At 73.8% G+C, this 24,065-nt stretch carries 21 protein-coding genes and 1 pseudogene; 6 read left to right on the forward strand and 16 right to left on the reverse strand.

All coding sequences use genetic code 11. The features are described from left to right. The first annotated feature begins 135 nt into the window (after positions 1–135). Complete coding sequence (locus tag E1293_RS03940) at positions 136–399, forward strand: DUF3817 domain-containing protein (RefSeq protein WP_207938659.1); 264 nt, start codon at positions 136–138, stop codon at positions 397–399. Here E1293_RS03940 and E1293_RS03945 read toward each other — a convergent pair. Beyond that, entirely contained in the window at positions 387–842 is a 456-nt protein-coding gene (locus E1293_RS03945; protein WP_132193887.1) for a MarR family winged helix-turn-helix transcriptional regulator, read from the reverse strand. The two genes, E1293_RS03940 and E1293_RS03945, sit on opposite strands and share 13 nt — an antisense overlap. A gap of 113 nt (positions 843–955) precedes the next feature. Here E1293_RS03945 and E1293_RS03950 point away from each other — a divergent pair, with 113 nt between their 5' ends. Then, positions 956–2,446, forward strand: a complete 1,491-nt coding sequence (locus tag E1293_RS03950; RefSeq protein ID WP_165978066.1) for an MDR family MFS transporter — start codon at positions 956–958, stop codon at positions 2,444–2,446. 7 nt (positions 2,447–2,453) lie between these two features. Here the strand turns inward: E1293_RS03950 and E1293_RS03955 are convergent, their stop codons facing one another. The 5 genes from E1293_RS03955 to E1293_RS03975 all read right to left on the reverse strand — a co-directional run bounded on the left by E1293_RS03955 (position 2,454) and on the right by E1293_RS03975 (position 7,112). Continuing rightward, positions 2,454–3,125: a response regulator transcription factor gene (locus E1293_RS03955; protein ID WP_132193891.1), complete on the reverse strand. Its 672-nt coding sequence runs from the start codon at positions 3,123–3,125 to the stop codon at positions 2,454–2,456. A 65-nt stretch (positions 3,126–3,190) separates the two neighbouring features. After that, positions 3,191–3,634, reverse strand: coding sequence for a pyridoxamine 5'-phosphate oxidase family protein (locus E1293_RS03960; RefSeq protein WP_132193893.1), 444 nt, complete (start codon positions 3,632–3,634; stop codon positions 3,191–3,193). Further along, complete coding sequence (locus E1293_RS03965; protein WP_243716000.1) at positions 3,615–4,820, reverse strand: sensor histidine kinase; 1,206 nt, start codon at positions 4,818–4,820, stop codon at positions 3,615–3,617. Before E1293_RS03965 ends, E1293_RS03960 begins: the two co-directional genes overlap by 20 nt. 153 nt (positions 4,821–4,973) lie before the next feature. Further along, positions 4,974–6,503 carry a DHA2 family efflux MFS transporter permease subunit gene (locus E1293_RS03970; RefSeq protein WP_132193897.1) on the reverse strand — a complete coding sequence of 510 codons (1,530 nt, stop codon included), beginning with the start codon at positions 6,501–6,503 and terminating at the stop codon, positions 4,974–4,976. Between the two features lie 78 nt (positions 6,504–6,581). Then, the gene (locus tag E1293_RS03975) at positions 6,582–7,112 is read right to left on the reverse strand and encodes a TetR/AcrR family transcriptional regulator (RefSeq protein ID WP_165978067.1); all 531 of its coding nucleotides are present in this window, start codon (positions 7,110–7,112) and stop codon (positions 6,582–6,584) included. A gap of 172 nt (positions 7,113–7,284) precedes the next feature. Between E1293_RS03975 and fdxA the strand changes: the two genes are divergently transcribed. Genes fdxA through E1293_RS03990 form a run of 3 tightly spaced genes read left to right on the forward strand, consistent with a single transcriptional unit; the run spans position 7,285 to position 8,715 of the window. Further along, entirely contained in the window at positions 7,285–7,608 is a 324-nt protein-coding gene (fdxA, locus tag E1293_RS03980) for a ferredoxin (RefSeq protein ID WP_132193901.1), read from the forward strand. A gap of 5 nt (positions 7,609–7,613) precedes the next feature. Next, positions 7,614–8,246 (forward strand): helix-turn-helix transcriptional regulator, encoded by a 633-nt coding sequence (locus E1293_RS03985; RefSeq protein ID WP_207938660.1) that lies wholly within the window; start codon positions 7,614–7,616, stop codon positions 8,244–8,246. Between the two features lie 40 nt (positions 8,247–8,286). Then, complete coding sequence (locus E1293_RS03990; RefSeq protein WP_132193905.1) at positions 8,287–8,715, forward strand: hypothetical protein; 429 nt, start codon at positions 8,287–8,289, stop codon at positions 8,713–8,715. Between the two features lie 29 nt (positions 8,716–8,744). Here E1293_RS03990 and E1293_RS03995 read toward each other — a convergent pair whose 3' ends face one another. The 10 genes and pseudogenes from E1293_RS03995 to tkt all read right to left on the reverse strand — a co-directional run bounded on the left by E1293_RS03995 (position 8,745) and on the right by tkt (position 22,474). Beyond that, positions 8,745–9,077: a cupin domain-containing protein gene (locus E1293_RS03995; protein WP_132193907.1), complete on the reverse strand. Its 333-nt coding sequence runs from the start codon at positions 9,075–9,077 to the stop codon at positions 8,745–8,747. Positions 9,078–9,137: 60 nt separating this feature from the next. Next, positions 9,138–10,346, reverse strand: coding sequence for a L,D-transpeptidase (locus E1293_RS04000; protein ID WP_243716001.1), 1,209 nt, complete (start codon positions 10,344–10,346; stop codon positions 9,138–9,140). 161 nt (positions 10,347–10,507) lie between these two features. Beyond that, positions 10,508–11,251, reverse strand: a complete 744-nt coding sequence (gene pgl / locus E1293_RS04005; protein WP_132193909.1) for a 6-phosphogluconolactonase — start codon at positions 11,249–11,251, stop codon at positions 10,508–10,510. Between the two features lie 173 nt (positions 11,252–11,424). Continuing rightward, positions 11,425–12,342 (reverse strand): annotated as a pseudogene (locus tag E1293_RS04010) (glucose-6-phosphate dehydrogenase assembly protein OpcA); the annotation flags it as partial. Beyond that, positions 12,343–13,869: a glucose-6-phosphate dehydrogenase gene (gene zwf, locus E1293_RS04015; protein ID WP_132193913.1), complete on the reverse strand. Its 1,527-nt coding sequence runs from the start codon at positions 13,867–13,869 to the stop codon at positions 12,343–12,345. It lies immediately after the preceding pseudogene. Between the two features lie 130 nt (positions 13,870–13,999). Next, complete coding sequence (locus E1293_RS04020; RefSeq protein ID WP_132193915.1) at positions 14,000–15,607, reverse strand: hypothetical protein; 1,608 nt, start codon at positions 15,605–15,607, stop codon at positions 14,000–14,002. Then, on the reverse strand, positions 15,604–17,286 hold the full coding sequence (locus E1293_RS04025; RefSeq protein WP_132193917.1) for a phosphoheptose isomerase: 1,683 nt from the start codon (positions 17,284–17,286) through the stop codon (positions 15,604–15,606). The genes E1293_RS04020 and E1293_RS04025 overlap by 4 nt, the downstream gene beginning before the upstream one ends. A gap of 195 nt (positions 17,287–17,481) precedes the next feature. Then, positions 17,482–19,137: a glucose-6-phosphate isomerase gene (locus E1293_RS04030; RefSeq protein ID WP_132193919.1), complete on the reverse strand. Its 1,656-nt coding sequence runs from the start codon at positions 19,135–19,137 to the stop codon at positions 17,482–17,484. Continuing rightward, the gene (gene tal / locus E1293_RS04035) at positions 19,134–20,249 is read right to left on the reverse strand and encodes a transaldolase (RefSeq protein WP_132193921.1); all 1,116 of its coding nucleotides are present in this window, start codon (positions 20,247–20,249) and stop codon (positions 19,134–19,136) included. Before tal ends, E1293_RS04030 begins: the two co-directional genes overlap by 4 nt. A 98-nt stretch (positions 20,250–20,347) precedes the next feature. Continuing rightward, positions 20,348–22,474, reverse strand: a complete 2,127-nt coding sequence (gene tkt, locus E1293_RS04040) for a transketolase (RefSeq protein ID WP_132193923.1) — start codon at positions 22,472–22,474, stop codon at positions 20,348–20,350. Between the two features lie 555 nt (positions 22,475–23,029). Between tkt and E1293_RS04045 the strand changes: the two genes are divergently transcribed. Next, positions 23,030–24,016 carry a heme o synthase gene (locus tag E1293_RS04045; protein WP_424923592.1) on the forward strand — a complete coding sequence of 329 codons (987 nt, stop codon included), beginning with the start codon at positions 23,030–23,032 and terminating at the stop codon, positions 24,014–24,016. Positions 24,017–24,065 lie beyond the last annotated feature (49 nt).

Here is a 24,065-nt window from a genome sequence, read left to right on the forward strand (position 1 = left end):
GGGCGGGGACGCGGGCGCGGACGCGGGCGCGGACGGGGCGGCGTCGCGGCTCGCCATGCTCACCGGCGTGTTCAACCTGCTGTGGGCGGTCGTCGTCGTGTTGATGATCGTCCGTCCCGGCTCGACGACGGGGGCGTGAGCGCCGTGCGCGCGCTGCGGATCGCGGCCGCCGCCGAGGCGGTCTCGCTCGCCGTCCTCCTGGTCAACCTGGCCACCGCGCACGTGGAGGCGATCTCGTCCCTCGTCGGGCCGCTGCACGGCATCGCCTACCTGGAGGTCATCGTGCTCACCCTGCTGCAACCGGCCGTGCCGGGCGCCCGGTGGCGCGCGGTCGTCCCGGGGGTCGGCGGCCTGCTCGCCGCGCACCGGCTCGGCGCGCGGGAGGGTCAGCCCTCGTAGGAGTGGACGAACCGGCCGAGGAGGCGGGCGAACTCGGCGCGCTCCTCGGCCGTCCAGTCGCCCATGGCCATGGCGAAGTGCTCCTGCCGCGTGCGGCGGGTCGCCTCGACCACGGACCGGCCCGCGTCGGTGAGCTCCAGGTGGATGCGGCGGCCGTCCTCCTGGGACGCGACGCGCCGGACGTAGCCGGACTTGACCGCCTCGGCGACGATGCGGCTGCCGCGGGAGGCGTCGACGCCGAGGCGGCCGGCGACCAGGCCGACGCTCATCTCCTCGCCGGGGCGGTCGGGGCCCTCGTCGACGACGTCCACGACGTGCAGGACCTGGACGTCCACGGGCAGGTTGTGGTCCCGGATCGCGGCCTTGCCGAGCCGCTGCCGCGACATGCCCCGGCGCAGCCGCACCATGCTCCGCTCGACCGCGTCCAGCGCCTCGTCGCTCATGCCGGCCAGTCTAGCTAGATTGCGCACCTCATGTTCCTGCGCTTAGCATTTGGATGCTCAAAGCATATGAATGTGAGGTGCACATGATTGCGTCGACCGCTCCGGCGGCGCCGATGACCCATCGGCACCGGCTGCTGGTGTTCGGCGGGCTGATGCTCGCCGGGCTCATGTCCTCGCTGGACGCGACGGTGCTCGGCACCGCGCTGCCGGCGATCGTCGGGGACCTCGGCGGGCTCGACCGGCTCGCCTGGGTGTCCACCGCGTACGTGCTGGCCACCAGCGTCACCGTCCCGCTGTCGGGACGCCTCGGCGACCTGTTCGGACGCCGCCCGATCCTGCTGACCGGGCTGCTCGGGTTCCTCGCCGGGTCGGCGGCGTGCGGGGCCGCGCCCACCATGACCTGGCTGATCGTGTTCCGGGCCGGGCAGGGCGCCGCCGCCGGATGCCTGATGAGCTCGATGTTCGCGCTCACCGGCGACCTGTTCGAGCCGCGGGAGCGCGCGAAGTACCAGGGGTACTCGGCGCTGATCTTCGCGGTGTCCAGCATCGCCGGCCCCCTCGTCGGCGGGTTCCTCACCGACCACGCCTCATGGCGGTGGGTGTTCTACGTCAACCTGCCGCTCGGCCTCGCCGCGACCGCCGCGACCCTGCTGTTCCTGCGCCTGCCGAAGCCCGGGGGCAGGCCGCGGATCGACTACGCCGGCATCGTCCTGCTCGGCGCGGCGGTCACCTGCTTCACGCTGTTCACCAGCTGGGCCGGGACGCGGTACGCGTGGGGGTCGCCCGTCGTCCTCGCGCTGGCGGCGGGATCGGCGGTCCTGTTCACTGTGTGGGTGCTCGCCGAGCGGACGGCCGCCGAACCGGTCGTCCCGCCGCGGCTGTTCCACGACCGGTCGTTCGGCGTCGCCTGCGTCGTCGCGGCCGCCGGCGGCGCCACCGGGTTCGGGCTCGCCACCTACCTGCCGATGTTCTTCCAGGTCGTCGGGGGAGTGGGGGCGACCAGGTCGGGCCTGCTGCTGCTCCCCATGATGATCGCGCTGCTGGCCGCGTCGATGGGCGCCGGACGGTACATCCACCGGACCGGCCGCTACCACCGGCTGCCCGCCGCGAGCATGGCGGTCAGCGCGGCCGGCGTCGGGCTGCTGGCGACCATGGACACCGGCACCGGCGTGTTCACCGCCGGCTGCTACATGGCGGTGCTCGGGTTCGGGGCGGGGCTGTCGCAGCAGGTCGTCCTGCTCATCGCGCAGAACGCCGCGCCGCCCCGGGACCTCGGCGCCGCCAGCTCGGGGGTGTTCGCGACCCGGATGCTCGGCACCGCCACGGGGATGGCCGTGTTCGGGTCCATCGTGTCCAGCCGGTTCGCCGAGGAGGTCGCCCGGCGGGTCCCGGACGGGCGGGTGCCCGCGTTCGGCGACGCCGTCCGTCCCGAGGTGCTGGACACGTTCCCCGCACCGGTGCGGGACGGTGTCGCCGAGGCGTTCGCGGACGCGTTCTCCACCCTGTTCGCCGCGGCCCTGCCCGTCCTGGCGGTGGGGCTGGCGGCCGCGCTGCTGCTGCGGCACGTCCCGCTGGCGCCGCGCGGGCCCCGCGAACGCGAATGAACCGGCGCTAGGCCGGTTCGTCGAGGGCGGCGTCGTGGACGAGCAACGCGACCTGGACGCGGTTGTTCAGCTCCAGCTTCGTCAGCAGCCGCGACACGTAGGCCTTCACCGTGGCGACGCTGAGCGACAGCTCCTTGCCGATCTCGCTGTTGGTCCGGCCGCGTCCGACGAGGGCGGCCACGGCCCGCTCCCCGTCGCTCAGCCGGGCGAGCAGCTCGCGGGCCCTGGCCTGGCGCGGGTCGGCGCCGCTCTCGGCCACGTACGACATCATCCTGCGCAGCACGGTCGGCGACATCATCGGCTCGCCGGCCGCGACCTGCCGGATCGCCCGGACGATCTCCGGCGGCGGGGTGTGCTTCAGCAGGAAGCCGCTCGCGCCCGCCCGCATCGCCCGCAGGATGTGGTCGTCGGTGTCGAACGTCGTCAGGATGATGATCTCGGGCGGCTCGCGGCGTCCGCGCAGCAGCTCGGTCGCCGCGAGCCCGTCCAGCCGCGGCATCCGGATGTCCATCAGGACGACGTCGGGACGGTGCTGGTTGACGGCGCCGACGACCTCCGCGCCGTCGGCGACGTCCGCGACCACGTCGAGGTCGTCGGCGCTCGACAGCATCATCGACAGGCCGGCGCGGACGAGCGCGTCGTCGTCCACGATCAGCACTCGGATGGGCGGTGGCTCCATCCGGCCACCCTACGGCGCGAGCAGGCGGGCGCGATCACGGTGGGCGCGATCACGGTGGGCGCCGGTCAGGGCCGGTGCAGGCGCCGGCCGCTGACGTCCATCGCCGTCAGCCGGAACCAGGCGTCGCGGTCGCCGCCGGGCCACGGGTCGACCGGCGTGACCCGTGCCTTCTCCTCGTCGGACAGGGGATGGGCGCCGCCCCGCACCAGCACGCTCCAGCCCGCGTGGTCGGCCTCGTCGAAACGGTCGACCTCGAAGGCCGCCCGCACCTCCCCGCCGACCACGGCCGTCATCAGGCTGCGGTTCAGCCGCCCCGTCACCGACGTGCGGAAGATCACCGTGTCGCCGTCCACGGCGTAGTTCACCGGGATGACCGTGGGCCCCTCGCCGTCGTCGAACGCGACGCGGCCCACGGATCCGCCCGCGACGAGCTTCAGGCACTCGGCGCGGTCGAGTTCTTCCAGCACGGGCTGATCGGATATGGGCTGGTCAGAGGAGTTCGCTGCCATGCGTATCACCTTTCCCGCCGGTCCCGGCCCCATGCGCGGCGCCCAGCGGCAGGCGTGCGCGCAGCCGGAAGCGGCCGTCGCCGGTGCGGCCGTGCTCCAGGTCCCCGCCGAGGAGCGCCACGCGCTCGGCGAGGCCGACGAGCCCCGCACCGGAGCCGGGCAGCGGCAGCGGGGGCGGACCGGACGGCAGGGTGTTGACGACCTCGATGTCCAGGTCGGGCCCCGCGTCCAGGGACACCCGGACGTCCGAACCCGGCGCGTGCTTGCGGGCGTTGGTGAGCCCCTCCTGGACGATCCGGTACGCGTGCCGCCCGACGCGGGCCGGGACCCGGCCGGGATCGGGGACGTTCTCCTCCAGCGTGACGCGCCCGCCGGCCCGCCGCGACTCCCGCACGAGCGCCGACACGTCCGCGAGCGTCGGCTGCGGGCGCTCTGGATCCGCGCCCGGCCTGTCGTCCCGCAGGACGCCGATCACCTCGCGCAGGTCCTCCATCGCCTCGTAGGCGCTCTGCCGGATGACGCCGGCGGCCTCGCGCTGGTCGGCGGGCATGTCGGGGCGGTACTCCAGCGCGCCCGCGTGCACGGCCAGCAGCGAGATGCGGTGCGCGAGGACGTCGTGCATCTCCCGCGCGATCCGCTCGCGCTCCAGCAGCCGGCCCTCCTCGACCCGCAGCCGCTGCTCGGTCTCGGCGGCGCGGGCCCGCTCCTTCAGCGACACGATGAGCTGCCGCCGCGACCGCACGAGCATCCCCGACGACAGCAGCGCCACGTGCAGCAGCGCGAACGCGAAGATCCCCTCCTGGAACTCGCGTTCGGACAGCGGCGCGAGCCAGAACAGCCCGAGGACGGTCAGGAACGTCGTCGCGGCGACCGGGATGCTCGTCCGCCACGGCCGGAGTATCGCGATGGAGAACACCGCCGCCATGGCGGTGCCGAGGACGGTGGACGCCGTCAGCTGGGCGGCCGTCATCACCAGGGCGATGGCGACCGGGTACCGGCGCCGCCACAGCAGCATGACGATCCAGGACACCACGCCGATCGCGATGTCCCGGGGGATCGCGGTCTTGGAGTCCTCGGGGAAGTCGTTGAGCGACGCCTGGAGCATCAGCAGCCCGAGCAGCACCGCCCCCGCGGTGACCGCCACGTCCCCGAGCCAGTCGCGCCACGGGCGCCGGAAGAGGTCCACGCGCTCAACGGTAGCCACGGCGTTCCGGCGGGGAAGCATCCCCAGGTCGGCGGCGCATCGACTTTGGTATGTACGCTCTCGTAGGCACGTGCCGTCCGAACGCATGCCGGGGGGCCGCGCGGGCGCCCGCGCGGCCCTCCGGGGCAGCGGAGCTCAGCGGCGGCCCGGCAGGTACCGGACGGCGAGCAGAGCGGTGACGAGGACGACCGCCGCGGTGACCAGGACGCCGAGGTCGGCGCCGTGCACGAACGCGGCGGCGGCGGTGTCGCGCAGGGACTCGGCGGCGGGGCCCGGCAGCTGCCGCGAGATGCCGGCGGCGGCGCCGATCGACTCGCCCGCCGGGCCCTGCGGCATGGCGCCGGAGTAGGAGGTGGCGGCGATGCTGCCGACGACCGCGACGCCGAGGACGGTGCCGAGGTTGCGGGTGGTGTTGCCGACCGCCGAGCCGACCCCGGTCTTGGCGGGCGGCAGCGACGACATGACCGACTGGGTGGCCGGGGCCATGGTCAGCCCGATCCCGGCGCACAGCACCATCGAGGCGATCATGTAGTGGAGGTAGCCGGTCCCGCCGGAGGCGGTGGCGAAGAAGCCCAGCCCGGCGGCCGCGGCCAGCAGCCCGGCCGTCATCGCGGTGCGGATCCCGGACCGGGCGGCGAGCCGGGTGCCGAGCGGGGACGCGACCGTCAGGGCCAGCGCGCCGGGCAGCGACCGGACCCCGGCCTCCAGCGGCGAGTACCCGAGGACGAACTGGTAGATCTGGGTGAGCACGAACGTGCTGCCGGCGAGCCCGAAGAACAGCACCATCACCGACACGGCGGCGGCGGTGAACCGGCCGTCCCGGAACAGGCTCAGGTCGAGCATCGGGTCGGTGCCGCGGACCTGCGTCACCCCGAAGGCCGCCAGCAGGACGAGCGCGACCGCGAAGCGCAGCAGCGTCGCGGGCGACGTCCAGCCGCTCTCCCCGGCCTGGATGACCGCGTAGGTGAGCGAGCCCAGGCCCGCGGCGGCGAGGACGGCGCCGGGCACGTCGATCCGGGGCCGGCGCGGCGCGGACGAGGCGGGCACCAGGAACGCGCCGGCGATCAGCGCGGCGGCCACGACCGGCAGGTTCACCGCGAAGATCGCGCTCCACGAGTAGTGCTGGAGCAGCCAGCCGCCCGCGGTCGGGCCGATCGCGACGCCGAGGCCGCTGACCGCGGACCAGAGCCCGATCGCCTTGGCCCGCTCGCGCGGGTCGGTGAACACGGCGGTCAGCAGCGCCAGCGTGGCGGGCATGATCAGCGCGGCGCCGGCGCCCATCACCGCGCGGGCCGCGATCAGCTGGCCGGCGGTGGCCGACAGCGCGGCGCCGAGCGAGCCGGCGCCGAAGACGAGCATCCCGGCGGCGAGGGCGCGGTGCCGTCCGAACCGGTCGCCGAGGGTCCCGGCGGGCAGCAGCAGGGCGGCGAAGACGAGCGTGTAGGAGTCGACGATCCAGGCCAGCGCGCCGGCGCCGGCGCCCAGCGAGGACGCCAGGGTGGGGATCGCGACGTTGACGATCGTCGTGTCGACGACGATCACGAGCAGGGACAGGCAGAGCACGGCGAGGGTGTACCAGCGGCGCGGGTACGGGGCCTGCGCCGGTACGGCTGCGGCTGGCGATGGGCTCTTCGGCGCTGCATGGTGAATGGTGGGGGAGGACACGTGATGCTCCTTATGATTGATAGACCTATAAATAAATGGGTCAAAAGGGTCCCGCCGGTGGCGGGCGGGGGAGTGGGGTCAGAAGACCATGTCGGTGTACTCGGGCGGGAGTCCGAGCACCGCGCCCAGGTTCAGCAGGTTGCCGGCGGCCATGAAGCGGGCCACGGTCGCGTGGTCGGCGCCCGTCCGCTTCATGAGCATGTCGGACACCTCGATGAATCCGCGCCGCATGAACTCGCGGATCTCCGGGTCGGCGGAGGCGGCGTACCCCTGGAGCTGGCAGCGCCGCGCGTCGGTGTCGCCGAGCAGCTTGCGGTAGTTGTCGCCGAGCACGGCGAGCGTCTCCTCCGGAGTGCCGCCGGGCACCCAGGACGCCGCGAACGCGTCCCGGATCTGCTGGCGGGACCGCTGCAGGCAGGCCAGGAACAGGGCCTTCTTGTCGTCGAACAGGGCGTAGATGTAGGGCTGGGAGATGCCGGCCCGCTTGGCGATGTCGGCGGTCTTGGTCGCGTGGAACCCGTACTCGGCGAACACGCTGATCCCCGCTTCGAGCACCTGCTCGCGGCGCTCCTCCGCAGTGGGCCTCCGCGTTCCCCGGTTCGTCGTCATGGCCTTATTATTGATACGCCAATCAAGACCTGTCAACCCCTCGCGAGGCGGCCTTTCCATGGGGCAAAGATGAGGCTCGCGGGACTGGCCCTGGCGGCGGTGCCGGCGGCGGCCATAATTAATACATGTAGTATTAGTAAAAACGTGGAGTGAGAGCGGGCGGGAGGGCGCCGTGACCTATGTGATCGCCGAGCCGTGCGTCGACGTCAAGGACCGGGCCTGCGTCGACGAATGCCCGGTCGACTGCATCTACGAGGGCGGGCGCGCCCTCTACATCCACCCGGACGAATGCGTCGACTGCGGCGCCTGCGAGCCGGTGTGCCCGGTCGAGGCGATCTACTACGAGGACGACCTCCCGGACCGGTGGAAGGACTACACCGTGGCCAACGCGGAGTTCTTCGACGACCTCGGCTCGCCCGGCGGCGCGAGCAAGCTCGGCGTCCTCGACCAGGACCACCCGCTGGTCGCGGCACTGCCGCCCTCGGGTGAAGGATGAGCGGCATGCCATCCGAACGCCCCCGTCGCCGCGAGGTCCTGGACGCACTCCGCGCCGCCCGCGCCCCGCTCGGCGTCGCCGAGGTCGCTGAGCGGCTCGGCGTCCACGCCAACACCGCCCGCTTCCACCTGGACGCCCTGGCCGCCGAGGGCGCGGTCGACCGCACGGTCGAGCAGCCGTCCGGCCCCGGCCGTCCCCGCACCGTCTACGCCCCGCGCCCCGGCATGGACCGCGGCGGCGCCCGCGGCTACCGCCTGCTCGCCCAGATCCTGCTCAGCCGGCTCGCCTCGGACGGCCCCGCCGCCCGCGCGAACGCCACCGACGCGGGACGCGAGTGGGGCCGCTACCTCGTCGACCGGCCGCCGCCCTTCCAGCCGCTGACCGGGGACGAGGCCGCCGGCCGCCTCACCGCCCTGCTCGACGACCTCGACTTCGCGCCCCAGCCCGACGGCGAGCTCATCCGGCTGCGGCACTGCCCCTTCCTGGAACTGGCCGAGGAGTACGGGCCGCTCGTCTGCGACGTCCACCTCGGGCTCATGCAGGGTGCGCTGGCCGAACTGGACGCGCCGGTGGAGGCCGACCGGCTGGAGCCCTTCGCCGAACCCGGCGCCTGCCTCGCCCACCTGCGCCGCGGCTGACCCCGGGCGCCCCCCGATCCCGTACGAAAGGCGACGAAAGATGAACGCGACGTCGGCGGCGACCGCCGGTGCGGTGACCTTCCTCTGGCTCGGGATGGTCCTGGCGATCTCCTTCATGGAGGCCCCGCTGAAGTTCAGGGCCCCCGGCGTGACCATCCCGATCGGGCTCGGCATCGGCCGGATCGTCTTCCGCGCCCTCAATGCGGCCGAGACCGGCCTCGCGGTCGTGGTCGTCGTCGCGGTGGCGGCGGGCGGCCCGTCCGCGCCCGTCGCGGTGCTCACCGCCGTCACGGCGCTGCTGCTGGCCGCGCAGCTCGCGGTGGTCCGCCCCCGGCTGAACCGGCGGTCGGACCGGGTGCTCGCGGGCGAGGACCTGCCCCGCTCCCGCGGCCACCTGTACTACGTGGGGCTGGAGGCCGCGAAAGTGGCGCTGCTCCTCGCGCTCGGCGTCACCGTCCTCGCCGCGTAGGGACCTCGCCGTGCAGGGGTGCGGTGGGGTCAGCCGAGTTTGGCGACGGTGAGGAGGACGGCGGCGTCCTCCACTGCCTCCAGGCTGTGCCGCGCGTCCGGGACGATGAGCAGGTCGCCGGACATCCCGGCCCAGGAGTTCTCGCCGGCCAGCAGCCGCACCCGCCCGTGCAGGACCAGGACCGTCGCCTCGCCGGGGTTCTCGTGCTCGGCCAGCGTCGTGCCCGCCGTCAGCGCGATGAGCGTCTGGCGCAGGACGTGCTCGTGCCCGCCGTACACGGTCTCGGCGCTGCGCCCGGTCGAGGCCGCGGCGGCGCGCTTGAGGTGGTCCCGTACCTGTGCGTCCAGCGAGAGCTTCTGCATGGGACCAAGTGTGCCAGTGACGCCGTCAGCGCCGTGTGAGCCGGGTCACGCGAGCCGGGATCACGTCAGGGGCGTGCCCGTGACCGGCTTGCCCGTCGCGCTGCCCGCCAGCCAGCCGTCCCAGGACTTCGCCCACGGCGTCGGCCCGTTCCCGAACTGCAGCTGCCGCGTCGTGCCGGTCACCTTCACGATGTCGCCCCGGTTCGTGAAGTTGTAGAACCATTTGGCGTCCGAGGGGGCGGCGTTCACGCAGCCGTGGCTGACGTTGTCGTTGCCCTGCGCGTCGGTCGACCACGGCGCCGAATGGACGAACGTCCCGCTGTAGGTGAGGCGGACGTTCCACTTGGTCGGGATCCGGTACTCGCCCGGGTCGCCGGTCGTGGCGGAGTCCATGACGATGTGCGCCGCCTTCTCCTGGGCGATCATCGTCCCGCTGTAGCTGTCGTGGCCCGGCTTGCCGAGGCTGACCTTCATCGTCTTCACCGTCTTGCCGCCGTCGGTCACCGTCGCGCGGTGCTTCTTGGCGTCGATGGTGGTGATGTGCCGCGGGCCGACGGTGAAGTCGAGGGTGCGGTCCTTCATCCCGTACATGCCCTCGCCCGCCTTCAGCCCGGCCAGGTGCGCGATGACCTTCACCTTCTGGCCGGACGGCCAGTAGTCGCGGGGACGGAAGTCGACCTCCTTGTCGCTGATCCAGTACCAGGCGCCCTGGACCGGCTTGGACATCTTGACCTCAAGGGCCTTCTCCACCGCCACCTTGCCGGCCTTGGTGCTCACCGGCTTGGACAGCAGCAGCTGCACGGGCATGCCGACGCCGACGGTCTCGCCGTCCAGCGGCGACATTCCGGTCTCCAGCTTCTTGGCCGGCGTCAGCGTCGTGAACGTGGACGTCGTGGTGGCGGGCTTGCCGCCGTCCCCGGTGCCCTTCGCCGTGACCGTGTACGTCGTGGAGGGACGCAGCGTCCATGCCGACGTCCACGACTTGCCGTCAGCGGCGAGCTTGCCCTCGGCCTCGGTGTTCTTCTTGCCGTAGGTGAGGGTCACGCTGGTGAGCTTGCCGTTGTCCGCCGTGACGGTGACGGGCTTGTCGGGGGCGGCCTGCTTGGTGCCGGTCGCGGGCGTGATGGCCAGCTTCACGGCGTCCTCGGCCTTGCCGCCCCCGTCCCCGTCCTTGCCGCCGCCGTCTCCACCCGACGAGCAGCCCGCGGCGGCGATCGCCACCGCCGCCATGATCGCCGCACTCGCCGTCCCGGCCCGACCCTTGAGCACCAGAGCACTCCCTCACGCTCGACACGGGGTTGTCCCTCGGTCAGGGTATGCACGGTTTCGCGTGAGGCATGCGGAAGACCGGATACTGGTCAGTCTTCTCTCAGCCGTGCGGCCGTTCCGTCAGGGGCCGGCCAAGCGGACGTGATGCGCTCCATACCCGGTCAGAGCCCGGACGCGGCCGCCCGGTCCAGCAGGAACAGGGTCCGGTGCCGGCCGCGGGCGCCGGAGACGGGGGCCTGGACGCGATCCGCGTCGGGCGCGAGGCCCAGCTGGACGGCCTTCGCCTTCGACTCGCCGGCCGCCAGCACCCACACCTCGCCGGCGGCGCGCAGCGACGGGAACGTCAGCGAGAGCCGGGTCGGCGGGGGCTTCGGTGCGCCGTGCACCGCCACCACCGGACGCTCGTCATGCAGCGCCGGCATCCCCGGGAACAGTGACGCGACGTGCGCGTCCGGGCCGACGCCCAGCATGAGCACGTCGAACGACGGCACCGGGCCCTCGCCCGCGGCGGCCCGGAGCTCGGCCGCGTAGCGTTCGGCGGCGGCCTCCGGGTCGTCGCCGTCCGGGCCGTCGAGCGCCGGCATCGCGTGCACCCGCGCAGGGTCGGCGGGGAGGTGGTCGAGCAGTGCCGCGCGCGCCCCCGTCTCGTTGCGCTCCGGGTCGCCGGCCGGCAGGAACCGCTCGTCGCCCCACCACACGTCCAGGCGGCTCCAGTCGATCGCGTCGCGGGCGCCGGTGGCGGCCAGCGCGGCGAGCACCGCCGTGCCGACGCCGCCGCCGGTCAGCACGACCGACGCCGAGCCGCGCGCCGCCTGCGCGTCCGCGATCCGCGTCACGAGCCGGGCCGCGGCCGCGTCGGCGAGCAGGCCCTGGTCGCGGTGGACCAGGACCTGCGGGGACGTCACGCGTCCTCCGACTTGCCGCGCGGCTTCCTCGCCCGGGACGTTTTCGCCGGCGCATCCGGCTTGGCCGACTCTGTCTTGGCCGACTCTGTCTTGGCCGCCTCCTTCTTGGCGGGCCCGGTCTTCGCCGCGCCGGCGGTCGCCGACACCGGTTCGCTCGCCACGCCCGGCTTCTCCGTCCCGTGCGCGAGGTCCTTGGCGAACCGGGCGGCGGCGTCGCGGTAGACCTCGTCGGGGTCGAGGCGCCGCAGCTCCTCGGCCAGCAGCTCGGCCATCGGGCGGCGCATCAGCGACACCTGCCGGTCGGGCTGGGCGGGACGGCACAGCGTCGCGACCCGCCCGTCCGGGCGGTGGATCACGATGTCGCCGCCGGTCGTGCCCAGCCGGACGCCGGTGATGCCGGGGCCCTCGGAGACCGTCCGGTCCATCGGGATGCCGAGCCGGATCGACAGCCACGCCGCCAGCAGCTCCGCGCTCGGCGAGTCCGGCTCGGCCATCACCTCGCCGGCCGTGATCTCGTCGTGGTCCTGGTCGAGCGCCGCGGCCAGCAGCGACCGCCACGAGGTGAGCCGCGTCCAGGTGAAGTCGGTGTCGCCCGGACGGTAGCCCTCGGCGAGCTGCGCGAGGGTGCCGAGCCGGTCGCGGGCCGCGTAGGAGTCGGTGACCCGGCGCTGCGCCAGCCGCCCGAGCGGGTCCTTGGCGGGCACCTTCGGCACCTTGCCGCCCGGCCACCACGTCACCACCGGCGTGTCGGGCATCAGCAGCGGGACGACGACGGAGTCGGCGTGCTCGGCGAGCGGCCCGTACATGCGCAGCAGCACCGTCTCGCCGGGGCCGGTCTCGCCCATCCGGATCTCGGCGTCCAGCCGGGACGAGTTGCCGCGCGGGTCGCGGGAGATGACCGTCAGCACCCGGCAGGGGTGCTCGCGCGCCGCCTCCGTCGCGGCCCGGACCGCGTCGTACTGCGCCGACTCGTCCGTCACGATGATCAGGGTGAGCACCATGCCGACGGCCGGTCCGCCCATCAGGTGCCGCGACTGCGTCAGCGCGTCCTGGATCTTCCGGGTCGTGGTGCCCGTGAGATCGATGTTCATTTAGAGCCGCCTCCAAGTGCGCCCGTCGCGCGCCATGAGCTCGTCGGCGCTGTCGGGCCCGTAGCCGCCGGACTTGTACTGGTCGAGGCCGCCGCGGCTCGCCCAGTACTCCTCGATCGGGTCGAGGATCTTCCAGGACAGCTCGACCTCCTCCTGCCGCGGGAACAGCGGCGGGTCGCCGATCAGCACGTCCAGCAGCAGCCGCTCGTACGCCTCCGGCGACGCCTCGGTGAACGACTCGCCGTAGGCGAAGTCCATGTTGACGTCGCGGATCTCCATCGAGGTGCCCGGCACCTTCGAGCCGAACCGGACCGTGATGCCCTCGTCCGGCTGCACCCGCATCACCAGGGCGTTCTGCCCGAGCTCCTCGGTGTCGGTCTGCGAGAACGGCAGGTGCGGCGCCTGCTGGAACACCATCGCCACCTCCGTCACCCGGCGGCTGAGCCGCTTGCCGGTGCGCAGGTAGAACGGGACGCCCGCCCACCGGCGGTTGTCGATCTCCAGCTTGATCGCGGCGTAGGTCTCGGTGCGCGAGTCGGCGGGGATGCCGTCCTCGTCCAGGTACCCCTTGACGTCCACGCCGCCCTGCCACCCGGCCGCGTACTGCCCGCGCGCCGTCGACTCGGCCAGGTCGCCGGACACCCGCACCGAGGACAGGATCTTGGCCTTCTCCGCGCGGACGGCCTCCGCGCTGAACGACGTGGGCTCCTCCATCGACGTCAGCGCGAGCAGCTGCAGCAGGTGGTTCTGGATGACGTCGCGGGCGGCGCCTATGCCGTCGTAGTACCCGGCCCGGCCGCCGATCCCGATGTCCTCGGCCATCGTGATCTGCACGTGGTCGACGAACGAGCGGTTCCAGATCGGCTCGAACATCGTGTTGGCGAACCGCAGCGCCAGGATGTTCTGCACTGTCTCCTTGCCGAGGTAGTGGTCGATCCGGAAGATCGACTCCTCGGGGAAGACGCGGTGCACGGTGTCGTTCAGCTCCAGCGCCGTCCGCAGGTCGCGGCCGAACGGCTTCTCGATGACGACCCGGCGCCAGGAGCCCTCCTCGCGGTCGGCGAGGCCGCTGCGCCGCAGCTGCTCCACCACCTGCGGGAAGAACTTCGGCGGTATCGACAGGTAGAACGCGTAGTTGCCGCCGGTGCCGCGGGTGTCGTCCAGCTCCTTGACGGCCATCGACAGCGTGTCGAACGCGCCCGCGTCGTCGAACGTGCCGGGGACGAAGTGCATCCCCTCCGACAGGTGCGTCCACACGTCCTCGCGGAACGGGGTGCGGGCGTGCGCCTTGACCGACTCGTAGGCGATCTGGCGGAAGTCCTCGTGCTCCCAGTCGCGGCGCGCGAAGCCCACCAGGGAGAAGCCCGGCGGCAGCAGCCCCCGGTTCGCCAGGTCGTAGATCGCCGGGAGCAGCTTCTTGCGCGACAGGTCCCCGGTGACCCCGAACAGCACGAGCACGCACGGCCCGGCCACCCGCGGCAGGCGCTTGTCCCGCGGGTCGCGGAGCGGATTGGCGTTGTCGGTCACGTGGCCCCCTCTGATCGCGCTGCCTCTTCTTCGACTGCGGCTTCTTCGACTACAGCGCCTTCTTCGACTACTGCTGCAAGCATCCTGCCCCAACTCGTATCGCGGGCCCCGAACTCGTGAACTTCCCCGCTCATGGGTCTCCTCTGGCACAGTCGAGCAGCCGGGTGAGCCCCGCCCAGCGGTTCTGCAGATGCAGCCGCACCACCGGGCGGCCCGCCGCGCGGGCGTCGCGGGCGTCCCCGAGCGCCCGCGCCAGCTGCAGCATGCCGAGCCGGTGGTGCCGGCCAGGGACCGGCACGTCGCGGACGACGTTCCCGGTCACCAGGAGGTATACGCCTCCGTCCGGCTGATCATTCCCGAGCGCGGGCGGCCGCGCGCCCCAGCCGACCCGCACCGGCCGGCCGCAGCGGGCGGCGAGCAGCGCGGCCAGCCGCCGCACCTGCGTGCCCTGGCCGCGGGTCTCGTCCGGATCCAGGTAGGCGGCGACCACGAGGTGCTCGGCCGGCCCGATGCCGGCGGCCAGCGCGTCCAGAAGCTCGGTGAGGCCGGACGCGCCGGTCAGCCCGGGGAGCGTGGTGTGCGCCTCGACGGCCCGGCCGTGGTCGCCGTCGGCGAACAGCGGCTCGCCGGTCCCGTCGTCCAGCGTCATCGGGACGGCGCGGTCGGCGGGCGCCAGCGGGTCGGTCTCCAGCAGGTAGGACGCGACGGCGGCGGCGTACTCCCACACGACCAGCTGCGCGGCGAGCGGCCCGGAGACAGTGGCGTCGTCCTGATGTGGACGCCCGTCGAAGGTCACGAGGAACAGGTCGTCGGCGGGCTGGAGCGGCATGCCCCCTTCCTGGACGACGGGGGTGAGCCGGCCGCGGGCCGTCTCGTCCAGCAGCGCCGCAGCCCAGCGGGCGATGCCGGGCAGCGCCGCAGGGTAGCCGCCGAGCACCGCCGTCGGCCGCCCGGCGCGGACCGCGCCGCCGAGGATCGCGCCGAGGACGAGCCCCGGGTTGTTCTCCGGCCGGGTCAGCGACGGCAGCACGGCCGTCGCCTCCTCCAGCAGCGCGGCGATGTCGGCGCCGGCGAGCGCGGCGGGCACCAGCGCGTAGGGGGACAGGGCGCCGAACGCCGTCGCGGCGGGCGCCTCCACCAGCGGATGCCCGGCCTCCAGCGCGTGCTTGGCCGCCGCCCCGCGCGGCTCGGCGACGGTGACGAACCGCCGTGCGATGCCGGCGGGGGAGAGGCCCGCTTCCTGCAGCGCCTCCGCGAACACCTGCCGGAGCGTCTCGGTGCCCGGGTCGTCGCCGGTCACCACGACCATCGTCCGGTTCAGCCGCTCCGGGTCCTCGCGGATGCGCAGCGGCGGACCGGGCTCCGGACCGTCCAGCACGGTCAGGGACGTGCCGGGTTCGGCGAGGCCGTGCACCCGGGCGATCAGCTCGGCGGCCCGGGCCGGGGCGCCGCCGCCGAGCAGCACCACGTCGGTCAGCCCGTCCGCGCGGGCCTGGTCGCGCAGCTCTTCGGCACGGTCCAACGCCGCGCGCCCGGAGCCGGGCTGCCCCGGCCAGCACAGCGGGCGGCCGTCCACCCCGGCGGTCGCGGTGGACGGCCACAGCGACGCGTCCTCCGACGCCAGCCGGACCGGCACCTGGTCGATCCACAGCCGGCCCAGCACGCGTTCGGCGGCCTCCTTGAGGGGCCCGCGGGCGGTGATGGCCGTCTCCCCCGAGACGACGGCGGTGAAGCTCACGGCCTGCGCGCCCCCGCCACCGCGCGGACCGCCTCGGTGAGCCGCCCCGCGCCCTCCACCGGGTTGCGCAGGTGCAGCCGGATCACCGGCAGCCTGCGCTCGCGCAGCGCCCGCAGCTCGCCGAGGGCCCGCGCGATCTGCAGCTGCGCCAGGCTGTAGGGACGGCCGGGGACGGGATGGGCGGCGAGCGCGTCGCCCGGCGCCGGGTCACCGGTGATGATCAGGAACGCGCCGTTGCCCGGGCCGTCCTTGTGCAGGGGGCCGGTCGCGTGCGGGTAGCCGGGGCCCGGCCCGTAGGCGACGGGGCGCCCGGAGGCGCGCGCCAGCGACGGCGCCAGGTAGCGCCCGGAGAAGTCGCCCGACAGGTACGTCAGCACCGTCAGGTAGCCCTCGGACGGCACCGACGCGACCAGCCCGCCGAGGACGGTCTGCAGCTCGGCGCCCGGCGGCCACGGGAAGTCGGCGTGCACCTCGATGTCGTCCTCGACGTACACGGGCCGCTCCGCGGTGAGCGGGCCGCCGCCGGCCGTGCGCAGCAGCGTCGCCGCGTCGTCCTCGGCCTCCTGCACGACCGTGCTGCCCGCCTCGAACGGGTTCACGCCGAGCAGCCACCCGGCGACCGCCGTCGCGTACTCCCACAGCAGGAACTGCGCGCCGAGCGGCGCCCACACCGAGGTGTCGGACTCGTCCTGCGCCGCCGACCGCGGGTTGATCGAGACGCCGTGCACGTCAGGGAAGTCGCCGCGCCCGCCGGGCGGCTCGAACGCCAGCACGCCGCGGCCCCGCTTGCCGGTGCCGACGGCGAGCAGCTGGGTGATCCACGCGCTCAGCGCGCCCGGCCCGCCCGGCTCGCGCAGCAGCACCTTGTCGCGGGCGAGGCCGCCCGGCCCCTGCTGCGCGCAGCCGCCGAGGACCGCGCCGAGCAGCAGACCCGGGTTGTCCTCGTCCTTGGACAGCGACGGCACCAGCGACGCCGCCTCCTCCAGCAGCCGGTCGGCGTCCGCGCCCGCCAGCACGGCCGGGACGAGCCCGTACGCCGACAGGGCGCCGTAGTGGCCGGGCAGGTACGGGTCGGTCAGCCCGATCCGGTAGCCGCACTGCCGGGCGAAGTCGTGCAGCGGGCTGCCGTGGTCGGTGATGACCAGGAACCGGCTCGCGATCTCCCGCTCCGACAGGCCCCGCTCGCGGAACGCGGCCGCGAAGATCCGCCGGTAGGCGTCGCCCTCCAGGGACACGCCCGCCTTGCTGGCCAGCACGACGAGCGTCCGGTCGAGCCGCTCCATCGCGAACGCGAGCGCGGCGGTGTCGCCGCCGTCCAGGACGGTCAGCTCACCGGACGGCCGCTCCGGGGCCCCGCCCGCGCCGGCGAGGGCGGGCGTGTTCGCCTCCATGACGGCCTGCGCGGCGAGGCTCTCCGCGCCGACGCCGATCAGCACGATGTGGTCGAGGCCGGAGTACCGCGCCTCGGAGACCAGGCCGTTCACCTGGCCGAGCAGCCCGCGGGAGGCGAACGGCAGGTCGAGCCAGCCCAGCCGGCTGTGGTCGACCGCCCGCCGCCCCCACAGCCGGGGGTCCTTCGCGGCCAGCGCGCCGGGGACGCCGCAGCTGACGAGGTAGTCCCTCGCCTGCAGCGCCGAGTCCAGCACGTCGCCGCGCGTCAGTACGTCGAATCCGGACACCGTTCCCTCCCGGCCCCCATCGTTTCAGGAGAGAATGGGCATTCGCGACCATCTCCATCGATCTTCTTGGTCGCGTCACGGATCCGGCCGGTCGCGCTGCGTCCGATCGAGTGGTCTCGGCGTGTCCGACCGGGCGGTCGAGCCGCCCGCCCGGCGCGAGTCCAGGCGGACGGGTGCGGCGTGCGCGTGGGGCGCTCAGCCGAGCAGCGCGGCGAGCTGCGCGACGCCCTCCTCGCGGTCGCGCAGGTGCAGCCGGTACGCGGGACGCCCGATCGAACGCAGCACCCGCAGGTCGCCGAACGCCTGCGCGAGCTGCAGCTCACCCAGGCTGTACGGCCGCCCCGGCACCGGGACGTCGTCCGCGACGGCGCCGGTGATCTGCAGGAACGCGCCGTTCTCCGGGCCGCCCTTGTGGTACTGGCCGGTGGTGTGCAGGTAGCGCGGCCCCCAGCCGAACGTGACCGGCGCGGGACTCCTGCGCACCTTGGCGCCGCGTGCGGCCAGCAGCGGCCGCAGACCGGCCACCGCCGCATCCCCGGACCGGTCCAGGCAGGCGAGGATCGCGAGGTAGCCGCCTTCCGGGACCTCCTCCAGGATCGTCTCCATCGCCTCGGCCAGTGTCTGCGCGCCGCCGAGCCCGTCCTCCGGCGCGTGCAGCTCGACCGCGCCCTCGACGAGTTCGGGCGGCCGCAGCACGACCGTCGGCGCGGTGCCCTCCTCCGACCGCAGCAGCGCCGCCGTGCTCTCCCGCGACTGGCGGACGTCCGGCTCGGCGAACGGGTCCACGCCGATCACCCGGCACGCCACCGCGACCGCGTACTCCCACAGCAGGAACTGCGCGCCGAGCGGCCCGGCGACGCTCACGCCCGCCTCACGTCCGGGACCCGGCTCGTCCGGGCGGCGGCCCAGGATGACGCGCCGCAGGTCGGGGGCCAGCTCGAAGCCCGGGGAGCCGACGTCCTCCACCACGACCGGCAGCATGCCCTTGCCGTCCTTGCCCATCGCCCCGGCGACCAGCTGCTCCGCCCACGCGGCGAAGCCGGCCAAGCCGGAGCCGTGGTCGGCGATCACCAGCTTGTCGCGGGTCCCGAGCGCGGACGAGCCGAGCGCCGCGCCCAGCGCCAGCGCCGGGTTGTCGTAGGGCTGCCGCAGCGCCGCCGCGAGCGCGGACGCCTCGTCGAGCAGCGTGCCGACGTCCACGCCAGCGAGCGCGGCCGGAACCAGCGCCCGCGCCCCGAGCGCGCCGAACCGGGCGTCGACATCGGGTTCGGCCAGGACGAGATGGTGGCCCACCTCGCGTGCCGTGCGTTCGAGGGCGGTGCCCTCCTCCGCCACGACGACGAACCGGCGCGCCGCCTCCTTGCCGCTCAGCCCGGCCTCGGAGAACGCGCGCCCGAAGACGCGCCGCAGCGACTCGGCCTCGACGCCGTCGTCCGCGACGACCACGAGCGTCCGGTCCAGGCCCCCGGCCAGGACGGCGGACACCTCGTGCGGGTCGGTCGTGTCGAGGACGGTCAGCTCGGCCCCGGCCGTCCGGCAGATCGCGTCGGCGGCCAGTGCCGTCCCCCCGGACGCGGCCAGCACGATCCGGTCGAGACCGGCGCCGCGGGCCTCGCCCACCGGCCCGGCCAGCCGGTCCGGCAGGGACCGCGAGGTCTCCGGCAGGGCCAGCCAGCCGAGCCGGCGGGCGGCGAGCGGGGCCGCGTCGGGCCCCCACAGCTTGGCGTTCCGGGACGTCAGCGAGCCCGGCACGCCGTCGGAGACGAGACGGTCCAGGACCGTCTCGCTCTCGTCGACGACGACGCCGCGGATGGTGACCGAGATCCCCCCGGCGGTCACCACCGAGGTCACGCGCCGGCCCTCTTGGAGTCCAGCTCGCCGGTGATGGAGTCGAGCATCTGCTTCCACGAGGCGGCGAACTTCTCCACGCCCTCGTCCTCCAGCACCTTCACCACGTCGTCGTAGTCGACCCCGGCCGACTTCAGCGCCGCCATGTGCGCGCGGGCCTCGTCGTAGGCGACCCGGACGGTGTCGCCCTGCACCTGGCCGTGGTCGGCCTCCGCGACCAGCGTCGCCTCCGGCATCGTGTTGACCGTGTCCGGCGCGACCAGCCCGTCCACGTAGAGGGTGTCGCTGAGGTCGGGGTCCTTCACGCCGGTCGACGCCCACAGCGGACGCTGGACCCGGGCGCCCGCGTCCTTCAGCGCCTTCCACTGGTCCGTGCCGAACTTCTCCTCGTACAGCGCGTACGCGAGCCGCGCGTTGGCGAGGCCGGCCTTGGACTCCAGCCCCTTGGCGTCGTCCGTGCCGATCTTCTTGAGCCGCTTGTCGATCTCGGTGTCCACCCGGCTGACGAAGAACGACGCCACCGACGCGATCTTCGACAGGTCGTGGCCGTTGTCCCGCGCCTGCTCCAGGCCGGCGAAGAACGCGTCGATGACCTTGCCGTAGCGCTCCAGCGAGAAGATCAGCGTCACGTTCACGCTGATGCCCTCCGCGAGCGCCGCCGTGATCGCCGGCAGGCCCTCCTCGGTCGCCGGGATCTTGATGTACAGGTTGGGCCGGTCCACCAGCCACCACAGCGCCCGCGCCTCCGCGACCGTCCGGCGGGTGTCGCGGGCCAGCCGCGGGTCGACCTCGATCGACACGCGGCCGTCCAGGCCCCCCGTCCGGTCGTACACCGGGCGCAGGACGTCGCAGCCCCAGCGGATGTCGTAGGTGGTGATCGCGCGGGACGCCTCCTCGACGTCCACGCCGCGCACCGCGAGGTCGCGGACCTGGTCGTCGTAGGCGTCGCCCTTGCTCAGCGCCTTGGCGAAGATCGTCGGGTTGGACGTGACGCCGACGACGTGCCGCTCCTTGACCAGCTGCTCCAGGTTGCCGGTCCGCAGCCGCTCCCGGCTGATGTCGTCCAGCCAGATCGAGACGCCCTCGTCCGAGAGCTCCTTCAGGATGTCGCTCATCGTTCCTCTCCTCGTCATCACTCGTGCGCGTCCTCGTGCAGGGGGGCGGGCGGCCGGGGCCCGGGATGGCGGGCCCCGGCCGCCTCACGAACGCGTTGTCAGTTGCCCGTGGTGGTGCCGCGTCCGGCCTCGTTCACCCCGGCCTTGATCAGGCTCGCCTTGGCCGCCGCCACGACCCGCTCGGCGGTGATGCCGAACTGCAGGAACAGCGTCTTGTAGTCGGCCGACGCGCCGAAGTGCTCCAGGCTCACCGACTCGCCGGCGTCGCCCACGTAGCCGCGCCAGCCGAGCGCGATCCCCGCCTCCACCGACACGCGGGCGCGCACGCCGGGGGGCAGGACCTCCTGCCGGTAGGCGTCGGTCTGCTCCTCGAACCACTCCACGCACGGCATCGACACGACGCGCGTCGGGGTGCCCTCGGACTGCAGCGTCTCGCGGGCGGCCAGGGCCGGTTCCACCTCGCTGCCGGTCGCGATGATGATCACTTCGGGCCGGCCGCCGTCGGCGTCCGCCAGCACGTAGCCGCCGTTGGCGGCGCCCTCCGCGGACGCGATCTCGCCGCCGCGCTCCAGCGTCGGCAGCTTCTGCCGGGTCAGCGCGAGGCCCGCCGGGCGGTCGGTGTGCCGCAGGACGGTCCGCCACGCGACCGCCGTCTCGTTGGCGTCGGCCGGCCGGACGACGTCCAGGCCCGGGATCGCGCGCAGCGCCCACAGGTGCTCGACGGGCTGGTGCGTCGGGCCGTCCTCGCCGAGGCCGATCGAGTCGTGCGTCCACACGAACGTGACCGGCAGCTTCATCAGCGCCGCCAGCCGGACCGCCGGCCGCATGTAGTCACTGAAGATCAGGAACGTGCCGCCGTACGGGCGGGTGCCGCCGTGCAGCGCGATCCCGTTGCAGATCGAGGCCATCGCGTGCTCGCGGACCCCGAAGTGCAGCGTCCGGCCGTAGCGGTGGCCGGGGAACTCCTTGGTCTGGAACTCCTCCGGGATGAAGGACGGCTCGCCCTTCATCGTCGTGTTGTTGCTCTCGGCCAGGTCCGCCGAGCCGCCCCACAGCTCCGGCAGCACCGGCGCCAGCGCCGCCAGCACCTCACCGGACGCGGCGCGGGTCGCGAGGGCCTTGCCCGCCTCGAACTGCGGCAGCGCGCCGTCCCAGCCGGCCGGGAGCGTGCGGGAGGAGATGCGGTCGAACTCGGCGGCCCGGTCGGGGTTCGCCGACCGCCACGCGTCGAACGCCGCGGTCCACTCGGCGTGCTCGGCGCGGCCCCGGCCGGCGACCTCCCGGGCGTGCGCGAGGACGTCCTCGGGGACCTGGAAGGTCTCGGCCGGATCCATGCCGAGGATCCGCTTGGTCGCGGCGACCTCGTCGGCGCCGAGCGCCGAACCGTGGATCTTGCCGGTGTTCTTCTTGTTCGGCGCCGGCCAGCCGATGATCGTCCGCAGCGCGATGAAGGACGGGCGGGACGTCTCCGCCTTCGCCGCGGCGAACGCCTCCGCCAGGCGGCCGACGTTCTCCTCGTAGTCGCCGTCCTCGGTCCAGTCGACGCGGTGGACGTCCCAGCCGTACGCGGCGTACCGCGCCCGCACGTCCTCCGACAGCGCGATCGCGGTGTCGTCCTCGATCGAGATGTGGTTGTCGTCGTAGAGCAGGACCAGGTTCCCGAGCCGCTGGTGGGCCGCCAGCGCGCTCGCCTCGTGGCTGATGCCCTCCTCGATGTCGCCGTCGGACGCGAACGCCCAGACGGTGTGGTCGAAGGGGGACTCGCCCTGCGCCGCGTCGGGGTCGAAGAGGCCGCGCTCGCGGCGGGCCGCCATCGCCATGCCCACGGCGTTCGCGACGCCCTGCCCGAGCGGGCCCGTGGTCGTCTCCACGCCCGCGGTGTGCCCGTGCTCCGGGTGCCCGGGGGTGAGGCTGCCCCACTTGCGCAGCGCCTTCAGGTCGTCCAGCGTCATCGGGTAGCCCGACAGGTACAGCTGGATGTAAAGGGTCAGGCTGGAGTGGCCGCAGGACAACACGAACCTGTCGCGCCCGGCCCAGGTCGGGTCGGTCGGGTCGTGCCGCAGGAACCGCTGGAAGAGAAGGTAGGCGGCGGGGGCGAGGCTCATCGCCGTGCCGGGGTGCCCCGAGCCGGCCTCCTCGACGGCGTCCATGGCGAGGGCGCGGATGACGTCCACCGCCCGCCGGTCCTGGTCGGACCATTCAAACGTGCTGTTGTCCCTGCTCACGGAACGCCAGGCTCCTCTCGAACCGGTGTAACGGACCACTCTGTAATGTTGTGCGCCGCGCCGTCGTGCACCGCGGCCGGGGGCGCCGGCGGGCCCCTACGTGACAACGCCCGGCGGCCGGGCGCCTCTTCCCCGTGCCCCGCCGCCCGTCCGTCCGCGGCCCGCGAAGATCATGCCGCGCTCTTCGCGAGCCTATCGCGCGGGAGGGCCGCCGCAGGCGGTCGCGGGGAGGGCGGGCGCCGCGCGCCGCGGCCACCGGCCGCGCCGCTTCAAGCACCCTTGCCCGAAGGGCCCGCGCGCTAACCCCCCGCACGGGTGATCCGGCGGGTGATCCGGGGCGTGCGGGACGGCCCGGCGCGGCCCGCCGCGGCGCGTCCGGCGACCCGGTGCGCGGCCTCCGGAGGGGGCGGACTACAGTGATTGCGCGGCTGACGGCAGCGGCCGCGGCAAGACGACCAAGCCGAAGTCGCACCCAGCCGAGGCCGGCCCGGAGCACGGGGGGCACCGCCGAGGTGGTACCGACTTTCTCATCCCTAGTCAGACGTGGATCCGATTGTGACGGTGCTGAGTAACAAGCGCGGGATCGACCTCGAAGAGCCGGGGGCGCCGTTGGCTCCGCTCGCGCCGGTCCCCGCCGCCGAGCGCGCCGGCCGCCGGAGGCTCGGCGCGAGCGTCCGCGCCTACGTGGCGCTGACGAAGCCGCGCGTGATCGAGCTGCTCCTGATCACCACCATCCCGGTGATGTTCCTCGCGGAGCGGGGCCTCCCGCCGCTGTCCACCGTGCTGCTGACACTGGCGTTCGGCACGATGTCCGCGGGCGCCGCCAACGCGATCAACTGCTACATCGACCGCGACATCGACGCCAAGATGCGCCGCACCCGGCGCCGCCCGCTGGCCCGCCACCAGGTCACCCCGGCCCGCGCCCTGATCTTCGGCGTGACGCTCGCGGTGCTGTCCACGGCGGGGTTCCTGCTGGCGGTGAACCCGGTCGCCGCGGCCGGCTCGCTGTTCGCGATCCTGTTCTACGTCTTCGTGTACTCGCTGCTGCTGAAGCGGCGCACCTCGCAGAACGTCGTGTGGGGCGGCATCGCCGGCTGCATGCCGGTCCTCATCGGCTGGGCCGCCATCACCGGCGGCATCGCCTGGACGCCGTTCGTCCTGTTCGGCGTCGTGTTCCTCTGGACGCCGCCGCACACGTGGACGCTCGCGATGCGCTACCGCGAGGACTACGCCGTCGCCAAGGTCCCGATGCTGCCGGTCGTCGCGACCGAGCGGCGCGTCGTCACCGAGAGCCTCGTCTACACCTACGCGACCGTCGCCTGCTCGCTGCTGCTGTGGCCGGTCGCCGGGATGGGCCCGGTGTACGGGGCGGTCGCCGTCGTGCTCGGCCTGGTGTTCCTCGCCGAGGGGCACCGGCTCCTGAAGGCGGTGCGCGCCGGGGTGACCGGCGTCCACCTGCGGCCGATGCGGTTCTTCCACCTGTCGAACGTCTACCTGGCGCTGCTGTTCACCGCCGTGGCCGTCGACCCGCTCCTGTACTGACCCTTTCCGCCGCCGTTCTCCCGGACCGGCGCGGCAGCGCTTAGCGATC

Origin of the sequence: Actinomadura darangshiensis (assembly GCF_004349235.1) — a bacterium.
In the GTDB taxonomy this organism is placed as follows: Bacteria; Actinomycetota; Actinomycetes; order Streptosporangiales; family Streptosporangiaceae; genus Spirillospora; species Spirillospora darangshiensis.

Excerpts from the sequence above, each read along its gene's own strand:
- E1293_RS03995 (WP_132193907.1), bottom strand. The coding sequence starts at position 9,077 with ATGCAGAAGCTCTCGCTGGACGCACAGGTACGGGACCACCTCAAGCGC.
- E1293_RS03950 (WP_165978066.1), top strand. The coding sequence starts at position 956 with ATGACCCATCGGCACCGGCTGCTGGTGTTCGGCGGGCTGATGCTCGCC.
- E1293_RS03955 (WP_132193891.1), bottom strand. The coding sequence starts at position 3,125 with ATGGAGCCACCGCCCATCCGAGTGCTGATCGTGGACGACGACGCGCTC.
- E1293_RS03945 (WP_132193887.1), bottom strand. The coding sequence starts at position 842 with ATGAGCGACGAGGCGCTGGACGCGGTCGAGCGGAGCATGGTGCGGCTG.
- tal (WP_132193921.1), bottom strand. The coding sequence starts at position 20,249 with ATGAGCGACATCCTGAAGGAGCTCTCGGACGAGGGCGTCTCGATCTGG.
- E1293_RS03960 (WP_132193893.1), bottom strand. The coding sequence starts at position 3,634 with ATGGCAGCGAACTCCTCTGACCAGCCCATATCCGATCAGCCCGTGCTG.
- E1293_RS03985 (WP_207938660.1), top strand. The coding sequence starts at position 7,614 with ATGCCATCCGAACGCCCCCGTCGCCGCGAGGTCCTGGACGCACTCCGC.
- E1293_RS03990 (WP_132193905.1), top strand. The coding sequence starts at position 8,287 with ATGAACGCGACGTCGGCGGCGACCGCCGGTGCGGTGACCTTCCTCTGG.
- E1293_RS03975 (WP_165978067.1), bottom strand. The coding sequence starts at position 7,112 with ATGACGACGAACCGGGGAACGCGGAGGCCCACTGCGGAGGAGCGCCGC.